21 protein-coding genes and 3 tRNA genes are annotated in these 25322 nt (G+C 49.1%); 21 read left to right on the top strand and 3 right to left on the bottom strand.

Annotation, left to right across the window (positions count from 1 at the left end; genetic code table 11):
• Nucleotides 1-4 precede the first annotated feature (4 nt).
• Nucleotides 5-937, bottom strand: a complete 933-nt coding sequence (gene asd / locus M2387_RS09945) for an archaetidylserine decarboxylase (protein ID WP_259048991.1) — start codon at nt 935-937, stop codon at nt 5-7.
• Nucleotides 938-1052: 115 nt separating this feature from the next.
• Nucleotides 1053-2105, bottom strand: coding sequence for a small ribosomal subunit biogenesis GTPase RsgA (rsgA, locus tag M2387_RS09940; RefSeq protein ID WP_259048990.1), 1053 nt, complete (start codon nt 2103-2105; stop codon nt 1053-1055).
• 112 nt (nt 2106-2217) lie between these two features.
• Between rsgA and orn the strand changes: the two genes are divergently transcribed.
• From orn to M2387_RS09920, 4 genes are all read left to right on the top strand, one after another.
• Entirely contained in the window at nt 2218-2760 is a 543-nt protein-coding gene (orn, locus tag M2387_RS09935; RefSeq protein ID WP_259048989.1) for an oligoribonuclease, read from the top strand.
• A gap of 196 nt (nt 2761-2956) precedes the next feature.
• Nucleotides 2957-3032 (top strand) — tRNA-Gly (locus tag M2387_RS09930).
• 35 nt (nt 3033-3067) lie between these two features.
• Nucleotides 3068-3143 (top strand) — tRNA-Gly (locus tag M2387_RS09925).
• 36 nt (nt 3144-3179) lie between these two features.
• A tRNA-Gly gene (locus M2387_RS09920) sits at nt 3180-3255 on the top strand.
• A gap of 285 nt (nt 3256-3540) precedes the next feature.
• Here M2387_RS09920 and queG read toward each other — a convergent pair.
• Nucleotides 3541-4680, bottom strand: coding sequence for a tRNA epoxyqueuosine(34) reductase QueG (queG, locus tag M2387_RS09915; RefSeq protein WP_259048988.1), 1140 nt, complete (start codon nt 4678-4680; stop codon nt 3541-3543).
• On the opposite strand from queG, the gene nnr reads away from it, so the two are divergent.
• The 17 genes from nnr to M2387_RS09830 all read left to right on the top strand — a co-directional run bounded on the left by nnr (nt 4679) and on the right by M2387_RS09830 (nt 25284).
• On the top strand, nt 4679-6190 hold the full coding sequence (nnr, locus tag M2387_RS09910) for a bifunctional ADP-dependent NAD(P)H-hydrate dehydratase/NAD(P)H-hydrate epimerase (protein ID WP_259048987.1): 1512 nt from the start codon (nt 4679-4681) through the stop codon (nt 6188-6190). The genes queG and nnr overlap by 2 nt on opposite strands.
• A 4-nt stretch (nt 6191-6194) precedes the next feature.
• Nucleotides 6195-6656 (top strand): tRNA (adenosine(37)-N6)-threonylcarbamoyltransferase complex ATPase subunit type 1 TsaE, encoded by a 462-nt coding sequence (tsaE, locus tag M2387_RS09905; RefSeq protein WP_259048986.1) that lies wholly within the window; start codon nt 6195-6197, stop codon nt 6654-6656.
• A gap of 13 nt (nt 6657-6669) precedes the next feature.
• Nucleotides 6670-7956 (top strand): N-acetylmuramoyl-L-alanine amidase AmiB, encoded by a 1287-nt coding sequence (amiB, locus tag M2387_RS09900; RefSeq protein WP_259048985.1) that lies wholly within the window; start codon nt 6670-6672, stop codon nt 7954-7956.
• Nucleotides 7957-7989: 33 nt separating this feature from the next.
• Entirely contained in the window at nt 7990-9852 is a 1863-nt protein-coding gene (mutL, locus tag M2387_RS09895) for a DNA mismatch repair endonuclease MutL (RefSeq protein WP_259048984.1), read from the top strand.
• Entirely contained in the window at nt 9845-10792 is a 948-nt protein-coding gene (gene miaA, locus M2387_RS09890; protein WP_259048983.1) for a tRNA (adenosine(37)-N6)-dimethylallyltransferase MiaA, read from the top strand. Before mutL ends, miaA begins: the two co-directional genes overlap by 8 nt.
• Nucleotides 10793-10892: 100 nt before the next feature.
• On the top strand, nt 10893-11201 hold the full coding sequence (gene hfq, locus M2387_RS09885) for an RNA chaperone Hfq (RefSeq protein WP_259048982.1): 309 nt from the start codon (nt 10893-10895) through the stop codon (nt 11199-11201).
• A gap of 74 nt (nt 11202-11275) precedes the next feature.
• Nucleotides 11276-12580, top strand: a complete 1305-nt coding sequence (gene hflX / locus M2387_RS09880) for a ribosome rescue GTPase HflX (protein ID WP_259048981.1) — start codon at nt 11276-11278, stop codon at nt 12578-12580.
• 54 nt (nt 12581-12634) lie between these two features.
• Nucleotides 12635-13882: an FtsH protease activity modulator HflK gene (gene hflK, locus M2387_RS09875; RefSeq protein ID WP_259048980.1), complete on the top strand. Its 1248-nt coding sequence runs from the start codon at nt 12635-12637 to the stop codon at nt 13880-13882.
• Nucleotides 13883-13884: 2 nt separating this feature from the next.
• Nucleotides 13885-14892 (top strand): protease modulator HflC, encoded by a 1008-nt coding sequence (gene hflC, locus M2387_RS09870; protein WP_259048979.1) that lies wholly within the window; start codon nt 13885-13887, stop codon nt 14890-14892.
• A 369-nt stretch (nt 14893-15261) separates the two neighbouring features.
• Nucleotides 15262-17265 (top strand): hypothetical protein, encoded by a 2004-nt coding sequence (locus M2387_RS25815; RefSeq protein ID WP_310572764.1) that lies wholly within the window; start codon nt 15262-15264, stop codon nt 17263-17265.
• A 5-nt stretch (nt 17266-17270) separates the two neighbouring features.
• Complete coding sequence (locus M2387_RS09860) at nt 17271-17651, top strand: CDI toxin immunity protein (RefSeq protein WP_259048978.1); 381 nt, start codon at nt 17271-17273, stop codon at nt 17649-17651.
• Nucleotides 17652-17896: 245 nt separating this feature from the next.
• Nucleotides 17897-18094: a DUF2065 family protein gene (locus M2387_RS09855; protein ID WP_259048977.1), complete on the top strand. Its 198-nt coding sequence runs from the start codon at nt 17897-17899 to the stop codon at nt 18092-18094.
• A 102-nt stretch (nt 18095-18196) separates the two neighbouring features.
• Entirely contained in the window at nt 18197-19495 is a 1299-nt protein-coding gene (locus tag M2387_RS09850) for an adenylosuccinate synthase (protein ID WP_259048976.1), read from the top strand.
• A gap of 595 nt (nt 19496-20090) precedes the next feature.
• The gene (rnr, locus tag M2387_RS09845) at nt 20091-22586 is read left to right on the top strand and encodes a ribonuclease R (protein ID WP_259049039.1); all 2496 of its coding nucleotides are present in this window, start codon (nt 20091-20093) and stop codon (nt 22584-22586) included.
• A gap of 96 nt (nt 22587-22682) precedes the next feature.
• The gene (gene rlmB, locus M2387_RS09840) at nt 22683-23417 is read left to right on the top strand and encodes a 23S rRNA (guanosine(2251)-2'-O)-methyltransferase RlmB (RefSeq protein WP_259048975.1); all 735 of its coding nucleotides are present in this window, start codon (nt 22683-22685) and stop codon (nt 23415-23417) included.
• A gap of 246 nt (nt 23418-23663) precedes the next feature.
• Complete coding sequence (locus tag M2387_RS09835) at nt 23664-23942, top strand: hypothetical protein (RefSeq protein ID WP_259048974.1); 279 nt, start codon at nt 23664-23666, stop codon at nt 23940-23942.
• Nucleotides 23943-24099: 157 nt separating this feature from the next.
• On the top strand, nt 24100-25284 hold the full coding sequence (locus M2387_RS09830; RefSeq protein WP_259048973.1) for an acyl-CoA dehydrogenase family protein: 1185 nt from the start codon (nt 24100-24102) through the stop codon (nt 25282-25284).
• The last annotated feature ends 38 nt before the right edge of the window (nt 25285-25322 follow it).

Here is a 25322-nt window from a genome sequence, read left to right as displayed (position 1 = left end):
AAAATTATACTTCGCTGCTTTCGGAGGTCTGGTCGAGGGTTTCATCTACCGGAATCGCAGGTTCGCTGATGATATCGGTCGATATCGCCAGCGGCTGGCCAATCAGGGTGGAAGAAAGGCTCGCCAAAGATTCAACCAGATTGACTCTTCCTGGTGCGAACAGGTTAATCACGGTCGATCCTAGCTTAAACCGACCCATTTCCTGGCCTTTCAGTAACGCCACTGAACCTTCACTTTCACCCGCGGGCCAAGTTTTGCGTTTAATCACGCCCTCACGAGGAGGCGTGACGGTACCTGACCAGACGGTTTCGATACTGCCGACAATGGTGGCACCTACCAGAATTTGCACCATTGGGCCAAATTCGGTATCAAATAAGCAGATAACACGCTCATTACGGGCAAACAGGTTAGGGACGTTTTGCGCCGTTAAATGGTTTACTGAGAACAGGTCGCCAGGGACATAAATCATTTCACGCAGGATACCATTACAAGGCATATGAACCCGGTGGTAGTCGCGTGGTGACAGATAGGTGGTGACAAAACTGCCGTTACGGAACAGGTCAGCCATCTGGTAGTTACCTGCCAGCAGAGCCTCCAGGCTATAATCATGCCCCTTGGCTTGTAAAATCTTGTCGTCGTCAATCGGCCCTAACTGACTGATAACGCCATCTGCAGGCATCACCAGAACATTTGGGTCGGTATTCAGAGGGCGAACATCGTCACGCAGCGGGCGTACAAAAAAGTCATTAAAAGTACGATAGCTTGCGGTATCGGGCTTCTGCGCTTCTTTCATATCCACTTTGTAGAACCGAACGAACAGGTCGATAACCAGCTTAGTCAGCCATCCTGCTCGCTTGCTTGCACCCCAGCCAGCCAGGCGAGTCAGCCACAGTTTTGGCAAAATATATTGGAGCGAAAGTTTAATTTTGTTTAACAAAATAGCCTCCGGGCTAAATGTCTCAAATGAGAGAAGCTGGGCGTATACCACCCGTCATACTTCGAATGACTCAAAGTACAAAAGTGCACGATTTTAGTGATGCCCAGCTTAATTGTCAGTCTTTGCTATCAGAAAGGCCTTTACGTGTTTTTACTTCAGCCATGCTTTCCAGAATACGGTGATAGTTTTCAAAACGTATCTCGGCAATATCGCCACGTTCGACGGCTTCACGCAGGGCGCAACCCGGATCATTACCATGGCTACAGTCCCTGAATTTGCAGTGGCCCAGATAGTCACGGAATTCGACAAAACCTTGGGTGATTTGTTCCGGAGCAAGATGCCATAAACCGAATTCACGGACACCCGGGGAGTCAATAACATCGCCGCCGCCTGGGAAATGATAGAGCCGTGATGCGGTCGTGGTGTGCTGTCCGAGACCCGAGTTATCGGAAACGTCGTTGACCAGAATCTGATTTTCTAAGCCCAGCAGATTATTCAGTAAACTGGATTTACCTACTCCGGATTGACCGGCGAAGATACTGATACGTCCAATTAACTCCTGTTCAAGTTCTTTCAAGCCTTCAGCCTGGTAACTGGAAACCATCAGGACGCGATAGCCGATTTTGCGATAGATATCCATCTGCTCATCGACCCATGCACGTCCTTCATCATCCAGCAGATCTGTCTTATTCAGAACCAGCAGAGGTTCAACATCGAGGGTTTCACAGGCAACCAAATAGCGGTCGATAATATTTAAAGACAGCTCTGGCAAAATAGCCGATACGATGATGATTTGGTCGATGTTTGCCGCAATAGGTTTTACACCGTCGTAGAAATCCGGGCGTGTCAGTACGGATGTACGTGGATGAACCGCCTCAACAATCCCTTTCTTAGAGATTTGTTCAGCGTTTTCTTTCGCCGGGCGCCAGACCACTTTATCGCCAGTCACCAGGGAGCGAATGGTGCGTCGAATATTGCAGCGATGAACTGAGCCATCGGCTGACTCAACATCGGCATGCTGTCCAAAACGACTGATTACCGTTCCTTCACGCCCTTCATCAAACTGAGCATCATCCGTCTCGTGTTTCTCCACGGTTTTGACTAAACGGCGCTCATGGTTTGCACTTACCCGTCGTTGCTGGCCTTTGGAGAGTTTATTTTTGCTCAAGCGTACTCACTCCTGGTCGCCCATAATGGGCAAAAGCACTATGATACACACAATCTTACCCGAATTAACCCACCGTCATCGTTGGGTGGCTCACTGAAAGAAGGAAAATAGCATGAGTGGCAATGAAAACAATCTGATTTGGATTGATTTAGAAATGACCGGTCTTAATCCTGAACATGATCGTATTATTGAGATAGCCACCCTGGTGACGGATGCAAATCTGAATATTCTGGCAGAAGGTCCGGTTATTGCTGTACACCAGTCAGATGCTCAGCTCGGGCTGATGGATGAGTGGAATGTCCGTACCCATACGGGTAGCGGGTTAGTCGCTCGTGTGAAGGCCAGTACACTTGATGATAAAGCTGCTGAGCAAGAGACGCTGTCGTTTCTCAAAAAGTGGGTACCCGCTAACACTTCGCCAATTTGCGGTAACAGTATCGGCCAGGATCGCCGTTTCCTGTTTAAGTATATGCCAGAGCTGGAAGCCTACTTTCACTATCGCTACCTGGATGTCAGCACCTTAAAAGAGTTAGCTCGTCGCTGGAAACCAGAAATACTGCCAGGTTTCAAAAAACAGGGAACGCACCAGGCGATGGATGATATTCGTGAGTCGGTAGCCGAACTGGCTTACTACCGCGAGCACTTCATTAAGTAAACGACAATAGCAGATAAACGGTATGCGGGGCGACGAGGTTTTGGTGATTAAACGATCGATTTGTCGGTTAAATCATCAATTGAATAAAATTCTCGAAAAAAAGCGTTTAAAGGCTTGCGACAAAAACGAATTCTCGTATAATGCGCCTCCCGTACCGATGCAGAATTTGTTAAGCAAAAACTGTAGAGATACCAGAGCGGGAATAGCTCAGTTGGTAGAGCACGACCTTGCCAAGGTCGGGGTCGCGAGTTCGAGTCTCGTTTCCCGCTCCAAATTTGATTAGCGTTTGATACCATGCACCACCCAAGCGGGAATAGCTCAGTTGGTAGAGCACGACCTTGCCAAGGTCGGGGTCGCGAGTTCGAGTCTCGTTTCCCGCTCCAAAATTTGATTGGCGTTTGATGCCATGCACCACCCAAGCGGGAATAGCTCAGTTGGTAGAGCACGACCTTGCCAAGGTCGGGGTCGCGAGTTCGAGTCTCGTTTCCCGCTCCAAAATTTTTCCAATAAATAATAACTCATTTCAGCATCGGCTTACCGAACAGGTAACGCTAACTGGCTGGATTTCGTTCGTTATTTTTTTCTGCGCACAGATTTATCCACAGGCAGTCACTGATTTTTAACTTTCACAACAAAACCAACAATATTGATACAAATTAAATAACTTATTGATTTCAAATGCTTTAATTGGAATTTGAATTATTAAATAAGTATTTGTAGATTTCTGATTGCAGTTTGCTAACTGGAACTTTTAAATTTTATTCACAAGCTGTGGACATGTCAGGCATCGCGCGGTAATCCTTTCTCAATCACTCTCACCAGACGCTGTTTTTGCGGCAATTGCACCTCGACGTTTTGCTCTGTACGTCTCTGCAACTGCTGGTTAATGGCCCATTCAATATGCTCATCAAGCAGCGGATGCTCACCTTGTCGTTGCTTAAGCGCATTTAAATTCGCTTCATCCCAGGGAGCGTTACCCAGCGCAACAGCAATATTTCTTAACCAGCGTAAGTGACCAATCCGACGAATAGCTGAACCTTCCGTGATACGTAAGAAATGCGCTTCGGTCCAGGCAAAGAGATCTGTTAGCTGTGGAGAGTGCAGAGCCTGTCGTGGACTAAAATCATCTTCCTCACTGAGCTGTGAAAAACGATTCCACGGGCAGATCAGCTGACAATCGTCGCAACCATAGATACGGTTACCGATCAGAGGACGGAACTCTTCCGGAATCGCTCCTTCAAGCTCAATGGTTAAGTAAGAGATACACCGTCTGGCGTCGACGGTATAAGGCTCAACGATAGCGCCAGTCGGGCAAATTTTCAGACAGGCGACACAGCGACCACACTCTTCCTTCACCGGACCGTCGATTGGCAGTGGAATATCAACTAATAGCTCACCCAGAAAAAAGAATGAACCTGCCTCGCGGTTTAAGATAAGCGAGTGTTTACCCGTCCAGCCGAGCCCTGCTTTTTCAGCCAGTGGACGTTCTAATATCGGCGCTGAGTCAACAAAGGGTCTAAAATTCAGAGTGGTGCATTGTTCTTGAATTTTCTCACCGAGTTTTTTCAGTCTCTGGCGCAATACTTTATGGTAATCACGCCCCAGGGCATAACGGCTGACGTAGCCTGACTGAGGGTTTTTAAGCGTTGAGGCAAATGCAGCGTGGGTTGGCAGATAGTTCATGCGTACACTGATGACTCTGAGGGTACCTGGTTGCAATTCATGCGGGCGGGCACGCATCATGCCATGGCGAGCCATCCAGTCCATTTCGCCATGATATTGCTTATCCAGCCAGGCCTGTAATTTGGGTTCACTGGCAGAAAGATCTGTGTCGGTAATACCGACTTGCTGGAAGCCCAGTTCGATGCCCCATTGTTTAATTAATTGAGCTAACTGATTGTAATCGAGGGGGTGCGACATGACAGGCCATCATCTGAAAAAGTACGCGAAAAGTATACCACATTTAGTCTGGCCAGCCTCAGAGTTACGGCGAACAGAAAAACAGGCTACTGATAGTTTAGGGATAACGCTTTATGAGCTGATGCAGCGTGCCGGACAGGCAGCATTTGACGTCAGTCGTAGCCATTACCCGGATGCCCGTCACTGGCTGATTCTCTGCGGGGCGGGAAATAATGGCGGTGACGGCTATGTTGTCGCCAGATTATGTCGGGAGGCCGGAATTCAGGTCACTCTTCTGGCGCTGGAAAGTAGCAAACCGCTTCCTGAAGAGGCTTGCCTGGCGCGTCAGGCCTGGCTTGGTGTGGGGGGCGTTTCTCAATCCCTGCTGGCTCCCTGGCCTGAGTCGATTGATTTAATTATTGATGGATTGCTGGGGATAGGCCTGACCGACGCGCCGCGCGATGAAGTTACCCGTCTGATCACGCTTATTAACGCGCACCGAGCGCCGGTTGTTGCTCTGGATATTCCCTCCGGATTATTAGCGGAAACAGGTGCGACGCCAGGGGCTGTGGTTGAGGCCACGCATTGCGTGACCTTTATCGCGCTAAAACCAGGCCTGTTGACCGGAAAAGCGCGTGATGTGGTGGGGCAGCTACATTATGCCGGATTAGGACTGGAACCTTGGCTAGAGCAACATCCTGCCTCAATAAGGCGTTTCGATAGCCAGAATCTTGCTGACTGGCTAAAGCCGAGACGGCCCACGTCGCATAAAGGGGATAATGGGCGGCTGGTGATCATTGGGGGTGATAGCGGGACTGCTGGCGCGATTCGTTTAACCGGGGAAGCTTCGGTGCGGAGTGGGGCAGGGCTGGTACGTGTGCTGACCCGAGCTGAAAATATCACTCCCTTGCTTACTGCCAGGCCCGAGCTGATGGTTCATGAATTAACCCCAGAGTCACTGGACGATGCCTTAGCCTGGGCAGATGTTATTGCCATTGGCCCCGGGCTTGGGCAACAACAGTGGGGGCAGGATGCGTTAGAAAAGGTTAAAAAGAGCGATAAACCGATGTTATGGGATGCAGATGCACTTAACCTTCTGGCAATCAGTCCTGATAAGCGTCAAAATCGTATCATCACGCCCCATCCCGGTGAAGCGGCGAGGCTCCTGAAGTGTTCTGTTCCACAAATTGAACAAGATCGTCTGCTGGCAGCGCGTCAACTGGCCAAAAAGTATGGTGGTGTTGTAGTGTTAAAAGGTGCCGGGACAGTTGTTGCCAGTGAATATGATTTGGCTATTATCGATGTGGGTAATGCCGGTATGGGAAGCGGTGGAATGGGCGATGTTTTGTCCGGAATTATTGCCGCTTTACTGGCCCAGAAATTGACGCTATTCGATGCAGCAAGCGCGGGTTGTGTTGCCCACGGAAGTGCCGCAGATGTGATTGCTCAGCAAACCGGAATGCGTGGTATGTTAGCCAGTGATCTTTTTTCAACACTTTATCCATTTATTAACCCAGACTTGAATACCTGAAGCCATGATGAATCGAAGTTTTGAATTACCTGACGAAGCCTCAACATTAGCGCTGGGCGCACGCCTGGCTACCGCCTGTGAAGGCACAACGGTTATCTATCTTTATGGTGATTTGGGTGCCGGAAAAACCACCTTTAGTCGGGGTTTTTTACAGGCTTTGGGCCACAAAGGGAATGTGAAAAGCCCGACCTATACGCTGGTTGAACCTTATCAACTGGATGGCATCCAGGTGTATCATTTTGATCTCTATCGCCTGGCGGATCCTGAAGAATTAGAGTTTATGGGGATCCGCGACTATTTTGCCAATGATGCTATCTGTCTGGTGGAATGGCCGCAGCAAGGTGCAGGCGTGTTGCCCGAGCCTGATTTAGAGCTGCATCTCAGCTATCAGACTCAAGGACGTGAAGCATCGATTAACGCTGTTTCTGCATTGGGTGAGCAGTTATTAGCCCGGCTCGCCCAATAGCAAGGTGGAATGGATGATCTCTCGTGTTAAAAGTGGATTAATAGCGGCTCTGTTATTGGTATGTGCCTTACCCGGGCTCGCGGCAACGTTATCCGATATCCAGGTTTCCAATGGCGATAACCAGGCGCGTATTACCTTCAGTTTTTTAGGTGACCCGGAATATACCTTTTCACAAGACGGTAAGAGAAATGTGGTGCTGGATATTAAACAAACCGGCGTCATTCAAGGGTTACCGCTGGTATTCAGCGGTGCCAACTTAGTGAAAAGCATTCGCTCCGGGCAGCCTAAAGATGACCAGACAATACGCCTGATAGTGGATTTAACTAAAGCCGGTAAAGCGCGGGCGGTAAAGCAGAAGCAAGGCGCCAATGAGCTGGTAGTTTTCACTATCGATGCTGATGTGGTCGTACCCCCTGTTGTCATTCCTGTGGCTCCGGTAGTGGCTCCTCGTAGCAGTGAACCTGCGCGGAATCCGTTTGGTTCACCGAAAACGACGGATGCGATAAGCACTCAAAATACGATTCCAGCACCTGTGGCTCCGCCTCGCAACAGAACGTCTGATACCGTCGTTATTGCCATTGATGCCGGGCACGGTGGCCAGGATCCTGGTGCGATAGGTCCCGGGGGAAGCCGGGAAAAAAATATCACGCTCTCAATTGCGAATAAATTAAAGGCGCTATTGAACGCTGACCCGATGTTTGAAGGGGTGATGACCCGTAACGGAGATTATTTTATTTCCGTGATGGGGCGGTCTGAAGTTGCCCGTAAACAAAATGCTAACCTGCTTGTTTCGATTCATGCTGATGCCGCGCCGAACCGTGAAGCGAGCGGCGCGTCGGTCTGGGTGTTGTCGAACCGTCGGGCCGACAATGAAATGGCGGGCTGGCTGGAACAGCATGAGAAACAGTCCGAACTGTTAGGCGGTGCGGGTGATATGCTTGCCAATAACCAGGCAGATCCTTATCTGAGCCAGGCAGTTCTCGACCTGCAATTCGGTCATTCTCAGCGAGTGGGTTATGACGTTGCGGTACAGGTTCTGTCGAAAATGCAGCGAGTCGGTAGTCTGCATAAACGCCGCCCTGAGCATGCAAGCCTTGGCGTATTACGCTCACCCGATATTCCTTCATTGCTGATTGAAACCGGATTTATCAGTAACACCGCAGAAGAGAAACGGCTGAATAGCGCCAGTTACCAGCAAGAAATCGCTCAGGCGATTTATGAAGGGCTGCGCGCTTACTTTATCGAAAATCCTCTGCAAGCAGCGCCTGGCGGGCAAGCAGTGACAGCCTCGAGACCATAAGTAGCCAGATTACGACGAACTAAAGGAGAGGTTATGCCAATTCAGGTATTACCACCGCAACTGGCGAACCAGATAGCCGCAGGCGAAGTGGTTGAGCGTCCGGCGTCGGTCGTGAAAGAGTTAGTGGAAAACAGTATTGATGCCGGTGCAACACGTATCGATATTGATATTGAGCGCGGCGGCGCAAAGCTAATTCGTATTCGTGACAATGGTTGCGGTATTAAACAAGAAGAATTGGCGTTAGCCCTGGCGAGACACGCGACCAGTAAAATAGCTTCTCTGGATGACTTAGAGGCTATCATTAGCCTTGGATTTCGTGGCGAAGCCCTGGCCAGTATCAGTTCCGTATCACGCTTGATTCTGACTTCACGTACCGCAGAGCAGAGTGAAGCCTGGCAAGCTTATGCTGAAGGTCGCGATCAGGACGTCACGGTAAAACCGGCAGCCCATCCGGTGGGAACAACGCTGGAAGTTTTGGATTTATTTTATAATACCCCGGCGCGTCGAAAATTTATGCGTACGGAAAAAACTGAATTTAATCATATTGATGAAATTGTCAGACGTATTGCCCTTGCCCGTTTTGATATAGCGATTAATCTCAGTCACAACGGTAAAATGGTGCGTCAGTACCGTGCAGTTCAGGAAGGCGCCGGACGCGATCGTCGACTGGGAGCAATATGTGGTAATGCATTTCTTGAGCATGCGTTAGAGATTGAATGGCAGCACGGTGATTTAGCCATGCGTGGCTGGGTGGTTGAACCTGCGGCATCAACTCCTGCATTAGCCGAGATTCAGTATTGCTATGTGAATGGCCGCATGATGCGCGACCGTCTGATTAACCATGCCATTCGCCAGGCTTATGAAGAACAACTGGGCGTGGATCAGCAACCCGCTTTTGTTCTCTATCTGGAAGTGGATCCTCATCAAGTCGATGTTAACGTACATCCTGCCAAGCATGAAGTTCGTTTCCATCAGTCACGTTTGGTGCATGATTTTATCTATCAGGGGGTTTTGAGCGTACTGCAGCAGCAACAGCCGGAACAGCTCTCTGTCGAAGGCTCACCCGCGGTCAGTCCCGCCCGCCCGCCGGAGAATCGTCAGGCAGCCGGGCGCAATCAATTCGCCACCCCGGCGGCAGCGCGTGAGCCCTCTACCTCAGAACCGCGCAATGCATCACCCGCTCCGGGTAGCGGGCGCAGTTCTGCCCCTCCGCTTTGGCCCCATGCCGTTCCGGGCTATCAGAAGCAGCAGGGGGCGTTATATCAGCAGTTACTTGCCACGCCTGAGACCACAGAAACACGACCTGCACGGGCTGAGGAGCCGACCGCTCTGAATGGACACCTGCACAGCTTTGGTCGCGTACTGACGGTTCTGCCGCCGGATATGGCATTGCTGGAGCGCGATGGCAGGCTGACTTTGCTATCACTGGTTATTGCTGAACGCTGGCTTAAGCAAGCTCAGCTATTACCTGCCGGGGAAAGCTTACGTGCCCAGCCATTACTGATACCATTACGGATTAAAGTGACGCGTGAAGAACATGATGTTTTGGTTAAACATCAACCGCTTTTGCTTGGAATGGGTATCGAGCTGGATATTGAAGCCCAGCAGATAACAATTCGCGCTGTACCTTTACCTTTACGTAAACAAAATTTACAAATCTTGATTCATGAACTGACAAGATACTTAACACAACAGTCAGCGGTGACGCCTGACCACCTTGCTAGCTATATTGCACGCCATCTGGCCAGCGAATATGAGCAATGGAGTCAGTCTCAGGCAATTACCTTACTGGCGGAGGTTGAACGGCTTTGCCCGCATCTGGTGAAGTCCCCTCCCGGCGGTTTATTGCAACCGGTTGACTTACAATTGGCGATGAACGCCCTGAAACATGACTGAACTGAATAAAAGCCTGCCAAAGGCTATCTTTTTGATGGGGCCGACAGCCTCAGGTAAAACGGCACTGGCAATTAATTTGCGTAAAACATTGCCTGTAGAGTTGATCAGCGTTGATTCCGCCCTCATCTATCGGGGAATGGATATCGGGACCGCCAAACCGACAGCAGAAGAGCAAGCCCAGGCTCCTCATCGGTTACTGGATATTCTTGACCCGGCTGAATCCTATTCTGCGGCTGATTTTCGGCGTGATGCTCTGGCAGAAATGGCAGAGATTACTGCGGCAGGCAGGATCCCACTACTCGTGGGTGGGACTATGCTTTATTTTAAAGCGTTATTAGAAGGGTTATCGCCCTTGCCGCCAGCGTCCCCTGAGGTGAGAGCAGAAATAGAACAGCAGGCAGCAGAGCATGGATGGGAGTCGTTACATGAGCGACTTAAGGCCATCGATCCGGTTGCGGCAGCCAGGATTCATCCAAATGATCCGCAAAGACTTTCCCGAGCACTGGAAGTTTTTTTCATTTCGGGTAAAACTTTAACTGAGCTGACGCAAACGTCGGGAGAGGCTTTGCCGTATCAGGTGCATCAGTTTGCTATCGCACCTGCTAAGCGTGAACTGCTCCATCAACGGATTGAACAACGTTTTCATCAGATGTTAGCTTCAGATTTTGAAGCAGAAGTACGGGCTCTTTTTGCCCGCGGGGATTTACATCCGGATATGCCATCGATTCGCTGTGTTGGCTATCGACAGATGTGGTCTTATTTGAACGGTGAAATTTCGTACGACGATATGGTCTATAAAGGTATTTGTGCGACGCGACAATTGGCGAAACGCCAGCTAACGTGGTTACGTGGGTGGGAAGGGGTGCATGAGCTGGACAGCGACCTCCCTGAACAGGCCTACCGCAACGTATTACAGGTTGTTAGTGCGAAGCATGAATGAAAGTGTACAATTGATATGTCGACGTGCGCGGATTTTACGCAGTTTTTCTGAGCAAATTGCTCTTGAGTGACAAACAACAAACATATAAGGAAAAGATAGAATGGCAAAGGGGCAATCATTACAAGATCCGTTCTTGAACGCGCTGCGTCGGGAACGTGTTCCGGTTTCTATTTATTTGGTGAATGGTATTAAGCTGCAAGGACAAATTGAGTCTTTTGACCAATTCGTGATCCTGTTGAAAAACACAGTCAGCCAGATGGTTTATAAGCACGCTATTTCTACTGTGGTGCCGTCTCGTCCGGTTTCACACCACAGTAATAATACGGGACCAGGGACGTCTGGTAGCTACAACCAAGGCGCAGGTTCGCAGTCAGGTTCAGCGCAACAAGACGGCGACGACGCTGAATAGCATTGCGTGTTGTTTCCAGACCGGGGAACCAGTTTTGCTGCGTTCCCCACTGCTATTTTTGAGAGGTTATACGTTTGTTTGACCGTTACGATGCTGGTGAACAGGCGGTACTGGTACACATCTATTTTACGCAAGACAAAGACATGGAAGACCTGGTTGAGTTTGAATCCCTGGTCTCTTCTGCCGGCGTTGAAGCTCTTCAAGTTGTGACTGGTAGCCGCAAAGCTCCACACCCAAAGTATTTTGTTGGTGAAGGTAAGGCAATTGAGATTGCTGAAGCAGTTAAAGCCACCGGAGCATCAGTGGTGCTATTTGATCATGCGTTGTCTCCTGCTCAGGAGCGTAACCTTGAAGCACTCTGTGAATGCCGGGTCATCGATCGTACAGGATTAATTTTAGATATTTTTGCTCAGCGTGCACGCACCCATGAAGGGAAATTGCAGGTTGAACTGGCTCAGTTACGCCATCTGGCAACGCGTTTAGTGCGAGGCTGGACTCACCTTGAGCGCCAGAAAGGCGGAATTGGTCTGCGTGGCCCGGGTGAAACCCAGCTTGAGACCGACCGTCGATTACTGCGTAACCGTATTACGCTGATTCTCTCGCGCTTAGAACGAGTTGAAAAACAACGCGAGCAGGGAAGGCGTTCCCGCGCAAAAGCTGATGTGCCAACAGTCTCTCTGGTAGGTTATACCAATGCCGGTAAATCTACCCTCTTTAACCGAATTACCGCGGCTGATGTGTATGCTGCGGATAAGTTATTTGCCACTCTTGACCCTACGCTGCGTCGAATTGACGTTGCAGATGTAGGTGAAACCGTGCTGGCAGATACTGTCGGTTTTATTCGTCACCTACCGCATGATTTGGTAGCAGCGTTTAAGGCCACCTTGCAGGAGACACGTCAGGCAACGTTGTTGTTACACGTGATCGATGCGGCCGATTTTCGGCTTCAGGAAAACATTGCAGCAGTGGATACCGTACTGGAAGAAATTGAAGCGAATGAGATCCCAACGCTGTTGGTCATGAATAAAATTGATGCACTGGAAGATTTTGTGCCGCGCATCGATCGTAATGATGAGAATTTGCCTATTCGGGTCTGGCTTTCAGCTCAGACCGGGGTTGGTGTCCCACTGCTTTTTCAGGCTTTGACAGAACGTCTGTCTGGTGAAATTGCGCAGCATGAGTTGCGTTTACCTCCTAAGGCCGGGCGACTTCGGAGTCGTTTATATCAGCTTCAGGCAATAGAAAAAGAGTGGACAGAAGAGGATGGTTCCGTTGGGCTGGAAATTCGTTTGCCTATCGTGGACTGGAATCGTCTCTGTAAACAAGAACCGACATTAGTCGACTATATCGTCAATGCCGTCGGGTCACCCTTATCCTGAAGACTATTTCCCCATTGAGGGGATATCACCGCACAACAATTATGGAGCATAAACATGGCGTGGAATCAGCCCGGTAATAACGGACAGGACCGCGACCCGTGGGGAAGCAGCAAGCCTGGCGGCGACTCTGGGGGAAACAAAGGAGGTCGTGATAAAGGACCACCTGATTTGGATGATATCTTCCGCAAACTGAGTAGTAAGCTCAACGGATTTGGTAAAGGTGGGAAAAGCGGTGGAACCGGCGGCGGCTCATCAGAACCTAATAAGCCGGTGAGTGGACGTCTTCTCGGGATAGCTGTTGCTGCTATCGTTATCCTGTGGGCTGCAACCGGTTTTTATACTATCAAAGAAGCCGAACGTGGTGTTGTGACCCGCTTCGGTAAGTTCAGCCATTTGGTTGAGCCTGGTTTGAACTGGAAACCGACCTTTATTGATAGCGTAAGACCTGTCAACGTTGAAGCGGTACGTGAACTGGCGGCGTCTGGTGTCATGCTGACATCTGATGAAAACGTGGTCCGTGTCGAAATGAACGTACAGTATCGCATCACCGATCCTGAGCATTATCTGTATAGCGTGACCAGTGCAGATGATAGCTTGCGTCAGGCAACGGATAGCGCATTACGTGGCGTTATCGGTAAATACACCATGGACAAGATCCTGACTGAGGGACGTACGATCATTCGTAACGATACCCAGCGTGAACTTGAAGAGACCGTGCGTCCTTATAACATGGGTATTACCTTACTTGACGTCAACTTCCAGACTGCTCGTCCGCCTGAAGAAGTAAAATCTTCATTTGATGACGCGATCGCTGCTCGTGAAAATGAGCAACAGTACATCCGTGAAGCAGAAGCTTATACCAACGAAGTTCAGCCACGTGCTAACGGTAGAGCTCAACGTATTCTGGAAGAAGCGCGTGCTTATAAAACGCAGACAGTTCTCGAAGCTCAGGGTGAAGTTGCTCGATTTGCGAAACTGTTACCAGAATATAAAGCAGCTCCGGCGATTACCCGTGAGCGTCTGTATATCGAAGCCATGGAAAAAGTCCTTAGCAACACGCGTAAAGTGCTGGTTAACGATAAAGGCAATAGCCTGATGGTTCTGCCGCTTGACCAAATGTTGAAAGGGGGCGCTCAGGCACCTGCTGAGAATACCGGTAGCAGTGCGACAGAAAGTCTTTTACGTCTGCCGCCAGCATCCACATCAAGCACCAGCACTCGTGCCAGCACGACTTCGCAAACCCGGAGCGGCGATATCATGGATCAGCGTCGCGCCAATGCACAGCGCGCAGGGAGTGAATAACAATGCGTAAGTCTATAATTGCACTGATTATCCTCGTGCTGTTCGTACTCTTTACTTCGGTATTCGTGGTACATGAAGGCGAGCGCGGTATTACTTTACGTTTTGGTAAAGTGGTCCGTGATGACGAAAACAAACCTCTGGTATTCGAGCCGGGCCTGCACTTTAAAGTCCCATTCATCGAGTCAGTTAAAACGCTTGATGCGCGTATCCAGACTATGGACAACCAGGCCGATCGCTTTGTAACCAAAGAGAAAAAAGACCTGATCGTTGACTCCTACATCAAATGGCGTATCAGTGACTTTAGTCGTTACTACCTTGCTACCGGTGGCGGTGACGTTTCTCAGGCTGAAGTGTTGCTGAAACGTAAGTTCAGTGACCGTCTGCGTTCTGAAATTGGTCGTCTGGATGTTAAAGACATCGTTACTGATTCTCGTGGCCGTCTGACTCTGGACGTTCGTGATGCCCTGAACTCAGGTTCAGCAGGTACTGATGACGAAGTCGCGACACCAGGTGCTGATGACGCGATTGCCTCTGCAGCTGCTCGTGTGATGAAAGAAACTAACGGTAAAATTCCGGTAGTTAACCCGAATAGTATGGCTGCACTGGGTATCGAAGTTGTCGATGTCCGTATCAAGCAGATCAACCTGCCAGCTGAAGTGTCCGAGGCTATCTACAACCGTATGCGCGCTGAGCGTGAAGCGGTTGCACGTCGTCACCGTTCACAAGGTCAGGAAGAGGCTGAGAAGCTGCGCGCAACGGCTGACTATGAAGTGACGCGTACTCTTGCAGAAGCCGAGCGTGAAGGTCGTATCACTCGCGGTGAAGGTGATGCTGAAGTGGCTAAGCTGTTTGCTGAAACCTTCAGTCAGGATCCGGACTTCTATTCTCTGGTGCGTAGTCTGCGTGCCTACGAAAATAGCTTCAAGTCGAATCAAGACGTGATGGTTATGAGCCCGGATGACGATTTCTTCCGTCATATGAAATCGCCGGAAAAAACCAGCGGTCAGTAATTCGCAACAGAATAAAAAGAGCCGGGAAACCGGCTCTTTTTTTTGCCTGTCGGAAAGCAGGTGAAGTATATTGTTTTAAATAATTCAGATTAGTGAAATGATAAAGTATTTATTATGATGCGTGTTATGAATAATGGGGTTTGTCCCAGTTTAAATGTATTTGGTTCTCATCAGAAGTCCGATGATTAATAAGTTTTAAAAGCGAAAAGAATAATAAATAATTATTAATATAAATAAAATAATCCTGTGTGAACATCTTGTTATTACCTGACGGGAACTCAGGCGGGAATTAAACTCACCGAGGGTTTAAATAAAATATAGTCTGGAAGATATATAGCGGAATTGGACTCAGCTATTTAGGGATAAAATATGAATAATGGATTTCCAGGCAGTTTCACGCCTATGGGCAATAATATGGGTTTAACTTGCCAGCCTAATTTTAATAGCTCACAACCTGGGCATTGTGTGTTGCATCATGTGAATGCCGTACCTACTGCTAATATCAATCAACACATCGCCTCTGCACAAAATAGTGCGATGGCTTTTATGAGAGCGAATCAGGCTCAAGAGCAACAGGTTATAGCCAGAGTGGTGGCACAGCCACCTACTGCTCCAAAGGCAGTCCAAAACGAACCCGCTACTCCATTACCCCTCCCAACCAGGGGGCTCTTTTTGAAGCAACGGCGTGAGTCTATCATGAAGTTCAATCGTCAGCTTGAGCTGGAGCGACAGTTGTCTGAGGCTGCTGCCAAGGCTCAGGCAGCAAAGCCTGCTGCTAACAGCTCTGCCCCAGCGGCAAAGCCCGCAGCTCAAACCCCGGCATCCGCGCCCGCTGCTAAAGCACCAGAACTAGCAGCAAAGCCAGCTACCCATCCCCCAGCCCAACAGAGTGATAATTCTCTCTTATCCACTCTTGTCAACCATGACTTCCTGAGCAATGAACAACGGGTTCAGAAAAGTAAAGAGCTGGCTGAATGTCAGACCGCCCTGTGCGAAATTGGCAAAGAGGCGCAGTGGGCAATCACCGGCCTGACTCAGGGAACCAGCTTTGCGGCGGGAATGGTTGCCAGTGTTCCGGCCGGGCTGTATGAAACGGTCGACGGTATTGTAAAAACAGCCAGTAATCCGACTGAAGCTTATAGCGCGCTTAAGGCCTTGGTTCAAAATGGAAATATACTGGATAACCTGGACTCTGCAGTCAAACAGTCCTGGACAGACAGTATCGATCGCATGGAAGCGGAGTATCAAAAAGGCAGCATCAGCGGCTCGTTTAATGCTGGCGTTGAGGGCGGTAAACTCGCAACGGATATCGGCGGGCTGGTAATGGGGGGTGCCGGGCTGTTAAAAAGCGGCGTAGCCGCCACAGAGAAGGCCGTTGTTAAAGCCGCCAGTAAGGCTGAATCAGTAGCCAAAACGGGAACTGATATCGCTCTGCCACCCGTCGGTACTCCCGATCGTATGGCGGGGTATATGGCACCTAAAGTGGTTCCTGATACTTCTGAAGCCGCCAAGCTTGCCAGCCAGCAGACACTGAAAAACGCCCAGTTTATGACAATGCCGCCACTGGAGAACCCTTTCCTTGGTAAGGGGCTGGTGGAAAAATTGATGCTAGCCACTCCACAACAGACGAAAGTTGCTGAACAGTTGCTGGATATCGGTATCAAAGCGAGCATCACGGGTGTTACGGCGATGACGCTTAAGGATGTCGCAGACAGAGCTACTGCCGACGAACTGAACCATATTACTGCCCTGAGCGTTGCCGGGGATCATGTCATAACCGGTCGCTATCTGAGTTCACTGCAAGATAAGTATGCGCCAGCACATACTGGGAACTCTCAGCCAGCGGATACGACTCTGCGCAATACCGGTGGTAATCTGCCGTTAGCTCCCCAGGCGCCAGGGCATACCGGTAATAGTCAGATTCCAGTCTCGGGAGTCACCCATACCGGGAATACGGCGGGTGTGACGGATACCGGGATAAAGACTACAATAACCCCGATCCCGCTTGGGCCGAATATGGATGATTTGGCTTATGTTCAATCAAGAAGTAAGATTGAAATAACGCTTAAACCTGAAAAAAATTGGGAAAGTGCCCGAAATAAAGCGTTAGAAACAGTGGGTAACTTGGGGGCTGATTCTAAACCTGTTATTGGTAGATTAGAAGTGAGTGTAGGGAATGGGAAAGTTATCGGACGACAATCTAGCGATGGTAAAATTGGCTGGCGCGTTGATTATGATCCAAACCAAGGTACTCATATTAATATATGGGATTACTCTCAAGGAAAGGGGCCTGGTAAAGCAGTTAAGCGAGTCATACCTTTTGATGGTAATGAAGATTCTTTTGAAAAAATAATCAAACAGTTAAATAGGTAACGACAATGACTTTATTTGATGAATGTAAAAATGCATTGGATGCAGATTTTTCTTTAGTCGAAGGGCTGCGTGAAAGACAAGCTATGGATATATTAAAAGAATATCCTTTTCATTCAGGAAGTATTGAATGGAGTAAAATTTGTTTCACGGATTACGATGTTTTTGATGATGTATTCAGTAAGAAAGAAATAATAAACAATATGGTTTTCGTTTTTACTGATGATTCAAGTATTCCTATTTTTAGAAGTAATTTGAATCTTATTGCTGAAAATATTTATGATGTCACGGCATTATCACCAAAATTATTCATATTTAATAATGAAATAATTATACAACCACTATTCCCAACAGAAATATTTCGATTCGGTACAAAAGTTGATAGTTGATACATAGTTTCTTGATAAATATTATCTGTCGACTGTTTATGGTGAGGAGCGAGGGTGCCCACCCCATCCTCATCGCCCCTCAGTCTGAGTCTAGCACTCCGCCAGGCTCAGACTGGTTAGTTTCATTCTCAGATGGACATACCTGTAATAATTGAAAACGATAAAAATGTCGTGATTAAGGCTGGAAAGGGTACTATCAGCGCCGGAATAACTCTGTCTCCTTCTTGATGCAGGAATAACCTCATATGAATTCGACAATTTGGCTGGCACTGGCCTTAGTTTTGGTGCTTGAAGGACTGGGGCCGATGCTTTATCCCAAGGCATGGCGGCGTATGATCATCGCATTTACACAATTACCTGAATCTATGCTGCGTCGTTTTGGCGGTGGTCTTGTGGTTGCTGGGGTCGTTATCTACTATATGTTGAGTCGCAGCGCTGGTTGACTAAAAATCATTCATAAGAATACTAATTAGTGCACTAAAGTGGCTGATCATCATGGAAACCGGTGATAGAATCCATTTTTAAGCAAACGGTGATTTTGAAAAATGGGTAACAACGTCGTCGTACTGGGCACCCAATGGGGTGACGAAGGCAAGGGGAAGATTGTTGATCTCCTGACTGAACGGGCTAAATATGTTGTGCGCTACCAGGGTGGACACAACGCAGGCCATACTCTCGTAATTGACGGTGAAAAAACCGTTCTCCATCTTATTCCATCAGGCATTCTTCGCGACAATGTGACTAGTATCATCGGTAACGGTGTTGTACTGTCTCCTGCTGCGCTGATGAAAGAGATGACACAGCTTGAAGACCGCGGTATTCCTGTCCGCGAACGTCTGCTGTTATCTGAAGCTTGCCCGCTGATCCTCGATTATCACGTCGCGCTTGATGTTGCACGTGAGAAAGCGCGTGGTGCCAAAGCTATCGGTACTACCGGTCGTGGTATTGGTCCTGCTTACGAAGACAAAGTTGCTCGTCGCGGTCTGCGCGTTGGTGACCTGTTCGATAAAGCAACCTTTGCTGATAAACTGAAAGAAGTTCTGGAATACCATAACTTCCAGTTAGTGAATTATTACAAAGCAGAAGCGGTTGACTACCAGAAAGTACTGGACGATGTGATGGCGGTTGCCGACATCCTGACCAGCATGGTTGTTGATGTTTCTGATTTGTTAGACCAGGCACGTCAACGCGGCGACTTCATTATGTTTGAAGGCGCGCAGGGTACGTTGCTGGATATCGACCACGGTACCTATCCGTATGTAACCTCCTCTAACACCACCGCGGGTGGCGTAGCGACAGGTTCTGGTATCGGTCCACGTTATGTGGATTACGTTCTGGGTATCATTAAAGCTTACTCTACTCGTGTGGGTGCAGGTCCATTCCCAACCGAGCTGTTTGATGATATCGGTGAGTTCTTGTGCAAGCAGGGCAACGAGTTCGGTGCTACCACCGGTCGTCGTCGTCGTACCGGCTGGCTGGATATTGTTGCCATCCGTCGTGCTGTGCAAATTAACTCCCTGTCTGGCTTCTGTCTGACCAAGCTGGACGTACTGGACGGTCTGAAAGAAGTTAAAATCTGTGTGGGTTATCGCATGCCTGATGGCCGCGAAGTCACCACTACTCCGATGGCAGCGGATGACTGGGCAGGTATCGAGCCGATTTACGAAACGATGCCAGGCTGGTCTGAAACCACCTTTGGAGTAAAAGAGCGCAGTGGCTTGCCACAAACGGCTCTGGACTATATTAAGCGTATTGAAGAGCTGACAGGTGTACCGATTGATATTATCTCAACCGGCCCGGATCGGACTGAAACCATGATTCTGCGTGATCCATTCGACGCATAACATGTAAGGGGTGTGCTTTGCGCACCCCATTCACTGTATTCCCCACCATTTCCCCCTTCTTCCGTAAATAAATTAGCGGGTAACGTCCGGCTGGTTTATCATCAATATAGCTAACAGATAATTCTGTATCATGCGTTTATCCATCTAAGAAGCTGATGGTTATCTCTTTTTTTACCGGTTATATGTGTCAGATTTGCTTTATAAACGTTGTTACTCACCGCAAAAATGACTGGTAAGACTAAGATTAAAAAGACCATGACGTTTGGCTCACCCCAGTACAAGGGTGACATCATTAATCAACACGCCACCAGGGCTATCGGATACCGATACCTCGTGCGGGCAAATTTCCAGCCTTACCATTGAAAATGCTGAGGCTCAAAACCAAAAACTTCGCTTTAAAGCGAACAACAGCAATACTTTAGTCCTAAGATTTCAGCGTAATGTGTGAGACAGGACAGATGTAGGGGATGAGCGGTTTAGCGCTGCCGGCTAAAAGTAACCCGGCCCAAAATTAACCGACACCCATTGCTTGACCCATTTTGCTGGAACTGGCGCGATGCGCACCAGTCATCCAGATGACAACGGAGGAACCGCAATGTCAAAAGATCCTTTTCAGGAAAGAGAAGCCGGAAAATATGAAAATCCGATCCCAAGCCGGGAATTTATTCTCGATCTTCTTTCCCAGCGTGAAAAACCCGCCAGCCGAGAAGAGCTGGCAGAAGCACTAAATATTACTGACGAAGAGCAGCTGGAAGCGCTGCGTCGCCGTCTGCGCGCTATGGAGCGTGACGGACAACTGGTCTTTACTCGTCGTCAGTGCTACGCCTTGCCAGAGCGTCTGGATTTGCTCAAAGGCAAAGTTATCGGCCACCGTGATGGCTTTGGCTTCCTGCGCGTGGAAGGACGTAAAGACGACCTTTACCTCTCTTCCGAGCAGATGAAAATGTGTATGCACGGCGATATTGCTCTGGTACAGCCTTTAGGCGCTGACCGCAAAGGCCGTCGTGAAGCCCGTATTGTCCGAGTTCTGGAAACCAGAACCGGGCAAATCGTCGGACGTTACTTTACCGATGCCGGCGTCGGTTTTGTAGTACCGGACGACAGTCGCCTGAGTTTCGATATCCTGATCCCGCCTGAAAATATCATGGGCGCGCGTATGGGCTTTGTGGTGGTGGTGGAACTCACCCAGCGACCTACACGTCGTACCAAAGCTATCGGTAAAATTGTTGAAGTATTAGGCGACAATATGGGAACCGGTATGGCCGTGGATATGGCACTGCGTACCCATGAAATTCCTTATGTGTGGCCACCAAAAGTCGAAGAACAGGTAGCGGGCCTGAAAGAAGAGGTTCCGGAAGAAGCGAAAATCGGACGAGTCGATTTGCGTGATTTACCGCTGATGACTATCGATGGCGAAGATGCCCGCGACTTCGATGACGCCGTATTCTGTGAGAAAAAACGCGGTGGCGGCTGGCGCCTTTGGGTTGCTATCGCCGATGTTAGCTACTATGTACGCCCGCCAACCCCGCTGGATGATGAAGCACGTAACCGCGGAACCTCGGTTTACTTCCCATCGCAAGTGGTGCCGATGCTGCCGGAAGTGCTGTCCAACGGACTGTGTTCCCTGAACCCGCAAGTCGACAGACTCTGTATGGTTTGTGAGATGACGGTTTCAGCGAGCGGCCGTCTGACGGGTTCTAAGTTCTATGAAGCGGTGATGCGTTCCCATGCCCGTCTGACCTATACCAAGGTCTGGCATGTATTGCAGGGTGACGAAGAGTTGCGTGAGCAATATGCGCCGCTGGTGAAACATATTGAAGAACTGCATCATCTCTATAAAGCGCTGGAAGTCTCGCGCGTACAGCGCGGCGGGATCTCTTTTGAAAGCGAAGAAGCTAAGTTTATCTTCAATGCTGAACGTCGTATCGAGCGTGTAGAACAAACGGTACGTAATGATGCGCATAAGCTGATCGAGGAATGTATGATCCTCGCCAATATTTCAGCCGCGCGTTTTGTTGAAAAGAACAATGAACCTGCGCTGTTCCGCGATCACGACAGGCCTGGCAATGATGCTATTACCGCGTTCCGTTCGGTACTGGCTGAGCTGGGGCTGGAACTGCCGGGTGGGCAGAAACCAGAACCGCGCGACTACGCGGAGTTACTGACCTCAATTGCCGATCGCCCGGATCATGAAATGCTGCAAACTATGCTGCTGCGTTCAATGAAACAGGCGATTTACGACCCGGAAAACCGCGGTCACTTTGGCCTGGCATTGCAGTCCTATGCGCACTTTACCTCGCCAATTCGTCGCTATCCGGATTTACTGCTGCATCGCGCCATTAAATATTTACTGGCGAAAGAGCAGGGCCATCAGGGGAATAGCACCGAGTCAGGTGGCTGGCACTACAGCATGGAAGAGATGCTGCAACTGGGTCAGCATTGTTCGATGGCTGAACGCCGGGCTGACGAAGCCACCCGGGAAGTCTCTGACTGGCTGAAATGCGACTTTATGCAAGACCAGGTAGGTCAGGTATTTAACGGTATTATTGCCAGCGTCACAGGCTTTGGTTTCTTTGTACGTCTCGACGATTTATTTATCGATGGCCTGGTACACGTCTCTTCGCTTGATAACGACTATTACCGTTTCGACCAGGTCGGTCAGCGGTTGATTGGCGAATCAGGCGGCAAAACGTATCGCCTTGGCGATAAAGTCGAAGTGCGCGTTGAAGCCGTCCATATGGATGAGCGTAAAATCGACTTTGCTCTGATTTCCAGCCAGCGTGTACCTCGTGGTGAAGGGAAAACAGAAAAAGACCGGGCGAAGAAAAAACCAGCAGGTGCATCTTCAAAACGCCGTCAGGCCGGTAAGCGTCAGAACTTTGAGCCCGATAGCGCATTCCGTCCTGCGAAAGGAAACGGAAAAGGAAAATCTGAAAAAGCGGGTAATAGCGAGAAGGGCAGCGCAAAAGTGAAGCCTGAAAAAACGGGCAGCAAGCCGAAGAAAGCAAAAGCACCTTCGGATAAAACCCGTAAAATAGCGGCGGCCACTAAGGCTAAACGCGCAGCGAAAAAGCAGGCTACATCCGAGTAGCTTGACGTTATGATAGGTGTATCGTTATCCCTGCCAGAGCGTCTGGCAGGGTATAAATCAACACAGACACACCATGGTCTGAAATGAGTGAAATCAATGAGTGAAATTATTTACGGCATCCATGCGGTTCAGGCTTTGCTTGAAAACGCTCCACAACGTTTTCAGGAAGTGTTTATTCTGAAAGGACGTGAAGATAAGCGCCTGATGCCGCTTATTAAGGCTCTGGAAGCGCAGGGTGTCGTGATTCAAGTTGCTAATCGTCAGTGGCTTGATGACAAAGCAGAAGGTGCGGTGCACCAGGGTATTATTGCGCGGGTAAAACCGGGTCGTCAGTATCAGGAAAACGATCTACCTGATCTCCTGGCAGAACATGAACGTCCTTTCTTGCTGATCCTTGACGGCGTGACCGATCCACATAACCTCGGTGCTTGTCTGCGTAGTGCGGATGCAGCTGGCGTACATGCGATCATTGTGCCGAAAGATCGTTCTGCTCAGCTCAATGCCACCGCGAAGAAAGTTGCCTCTGGCGCTGCAGAAAATGTGCCGTTGATTCGGGTCACTAATCTGGCAAGAACGATGCGTCTGTTACAGGAAGCGAATGTCTGGATAGTCGGCACTGCCGGTGAAGCCACGCACACTCTGTTTGAGAGCAAATTTAACGGACCCATTGCTTTAGTTATGGGAGCAGAAGGTGAAGGTATGCGCCGACTGACCCGTGAACACTGCGATGAACTGATCAGCATTCCAATGGCAGGAAGCGTTTCTTCGTTGAACGTTTCGGTTGCTACCGGGGTTTGCCTGTTTGAAATTGTACGCCAGCGTATTTTATAGTTAATCGTACAGGGGTTCGGTAACTGAGCCCCTGTAGTACCGCCCATCTTCCCGCTATACCCTCAGACAGCAGATACCCTTATTTCTGTTCTGATATTCCACACTGATAGCTATTTTGGCTTACAACAATTCTGATTTTATAAAGCGATATTTCATATTTGTACTAAATCAAAACCGTATTAGCATAAATTGTTTCTATGAGCTATTCACAATAAAAAGCGCAATTTATCAGGTCCGGAGTTTACTATGCAAAACCAGCATGTACTTATACAAAATATGCAAAAAGATGATTTTTTTGTAGGGCTGGAGTTGCTTAAATCTTGCTTTCATTTAACTGCAAATAATGAACAGTACGATACATTAAAAACTCACTTTAATAGTGAAGTCCGCTATGGTGATTTTACTGTTTCAGATAACACGGCTGAGTACCCTCCCGAAGTCGGGAATCAAAGAGATATTAACCCTTTATTTATCGGAGTATCTGTCCCGATGATACTGCAAGTCGCCTGGGTATTACTTTCATGAGATACCTGAAAAAAGGTTAAAGTATTAATTTCAACCGAACCTTTCTCCGAAGTGAAAACTCTCGGTAAAAATAACTGAATAATAACTATATTGGCAAAGAAGCCTTAATTTCTGTCTGGTACTAACGCTGGCTTGAATAATAATGGAGAGTTTTACCGTGAACGATAAAGTGACGCCTTACAGTCATTATTATGAGATAGCCCGGCAGCTTGCAGCAAGCTTTATGCTTGATGCCGCAGAGCGAGATAAAGCAGGCGGTATTCCGTACGCCCAACTGACATTACTACGTGAAAGCGGCTTGCTGCACCTGGTAGTACCCAAGGTTTATGGCGGAGAGGGAGTACCCTGGTCAGTGTTATTACGCCTAGTGCGCATTATTTCACAGGCGGATTCCGCTCTCGGGCATCTGCTTGGTTATCATTATCTTGCTATTGCCTCAGCTAGCTACCGTTCTCATGCTAAACATGCTGAGTACTATTATATCTTGTCTAATAACCCGCAGATTTTTTGGGGCAATGCGGTAAATGCTGCCTCAAGAAGTTTAAAAGGAAAGCGCCAGTCCGACGGCGGTTATCTGCTCAACGGGGTCAGACCTTATTGTTCCGGTGCTCCGGGGTCAGATAATTTGATGATCTCCTGGGAAGATGACGAAAACGAAGTGCTATTATTTGGATCGATCCCCACTTCTCGCCCGGGCGTAAAGGTCAATGACGACTGGGATTCATTTGGTCAGCGCCAGACGGGCAGTGGCACTACAGAATTTACCGATGTGCGCGTTGAGCCGAGTGAAGTATTTGACGGAGAGGCCAATAGTGAACGGGCTTACGGTACGATAGGCCCTCTGCTATCACAAAGCGTCTTGCTCAATGTCTTTATTGGTTCAGCCCAGGGAGCTCTGGCTGAAGCGCGGGAATATGTCCGTGAGCATGCGCGCGCCTGGGGGACATCCGGGGTTGAAAAAGCGACCGACGATCCGGGTATCCAGCGTCAGTTTGGTGAGCTTTATACCCAGGTTGCCGCGGCAACAGCGCTGGCTGATAACGCTTTGGTTGCTCTGGATAATGCCTGGAGTCAGGGCGTGGAGCTGGGCGCCGAAACGCGTGGAGAAGCTGCCGTTGTTATTGCTACAGCCAACGTATTTGCTGGAGAAGTGGCACTCGAAGTGAGTAGCAAAATCTTTGCTATTATGGGAACCCGCTCGACGTTGCGTGAACGCGGGCTCGATCGTTTCTGGCGTAATGTACGCGTTCATACTCTGCATAATCCGGCGGAATACAAATTACGTAGCGTAGGCCGCTGGTATGCAACGGGTGCATATCCTGAACCGGGCCATTACTCATAACTGCGGGTATAAATCCAGAAAACGGGGCAGTCAATCTG

It is taken from the genome of Klebsiella sp. BIGb0407 (genome assembly GCF_024807845.1).
Taxonomy (GTDB): Bacteria; Pseudomonadota; Gammaproteobacteria; order Enterobacterales; family Enterobacteriaceae; genus JGM124.
Note: the sequence above shows the minus strand (reverse complement) of the source record. Positions and strands in the feature narration are given on the sequence as shown.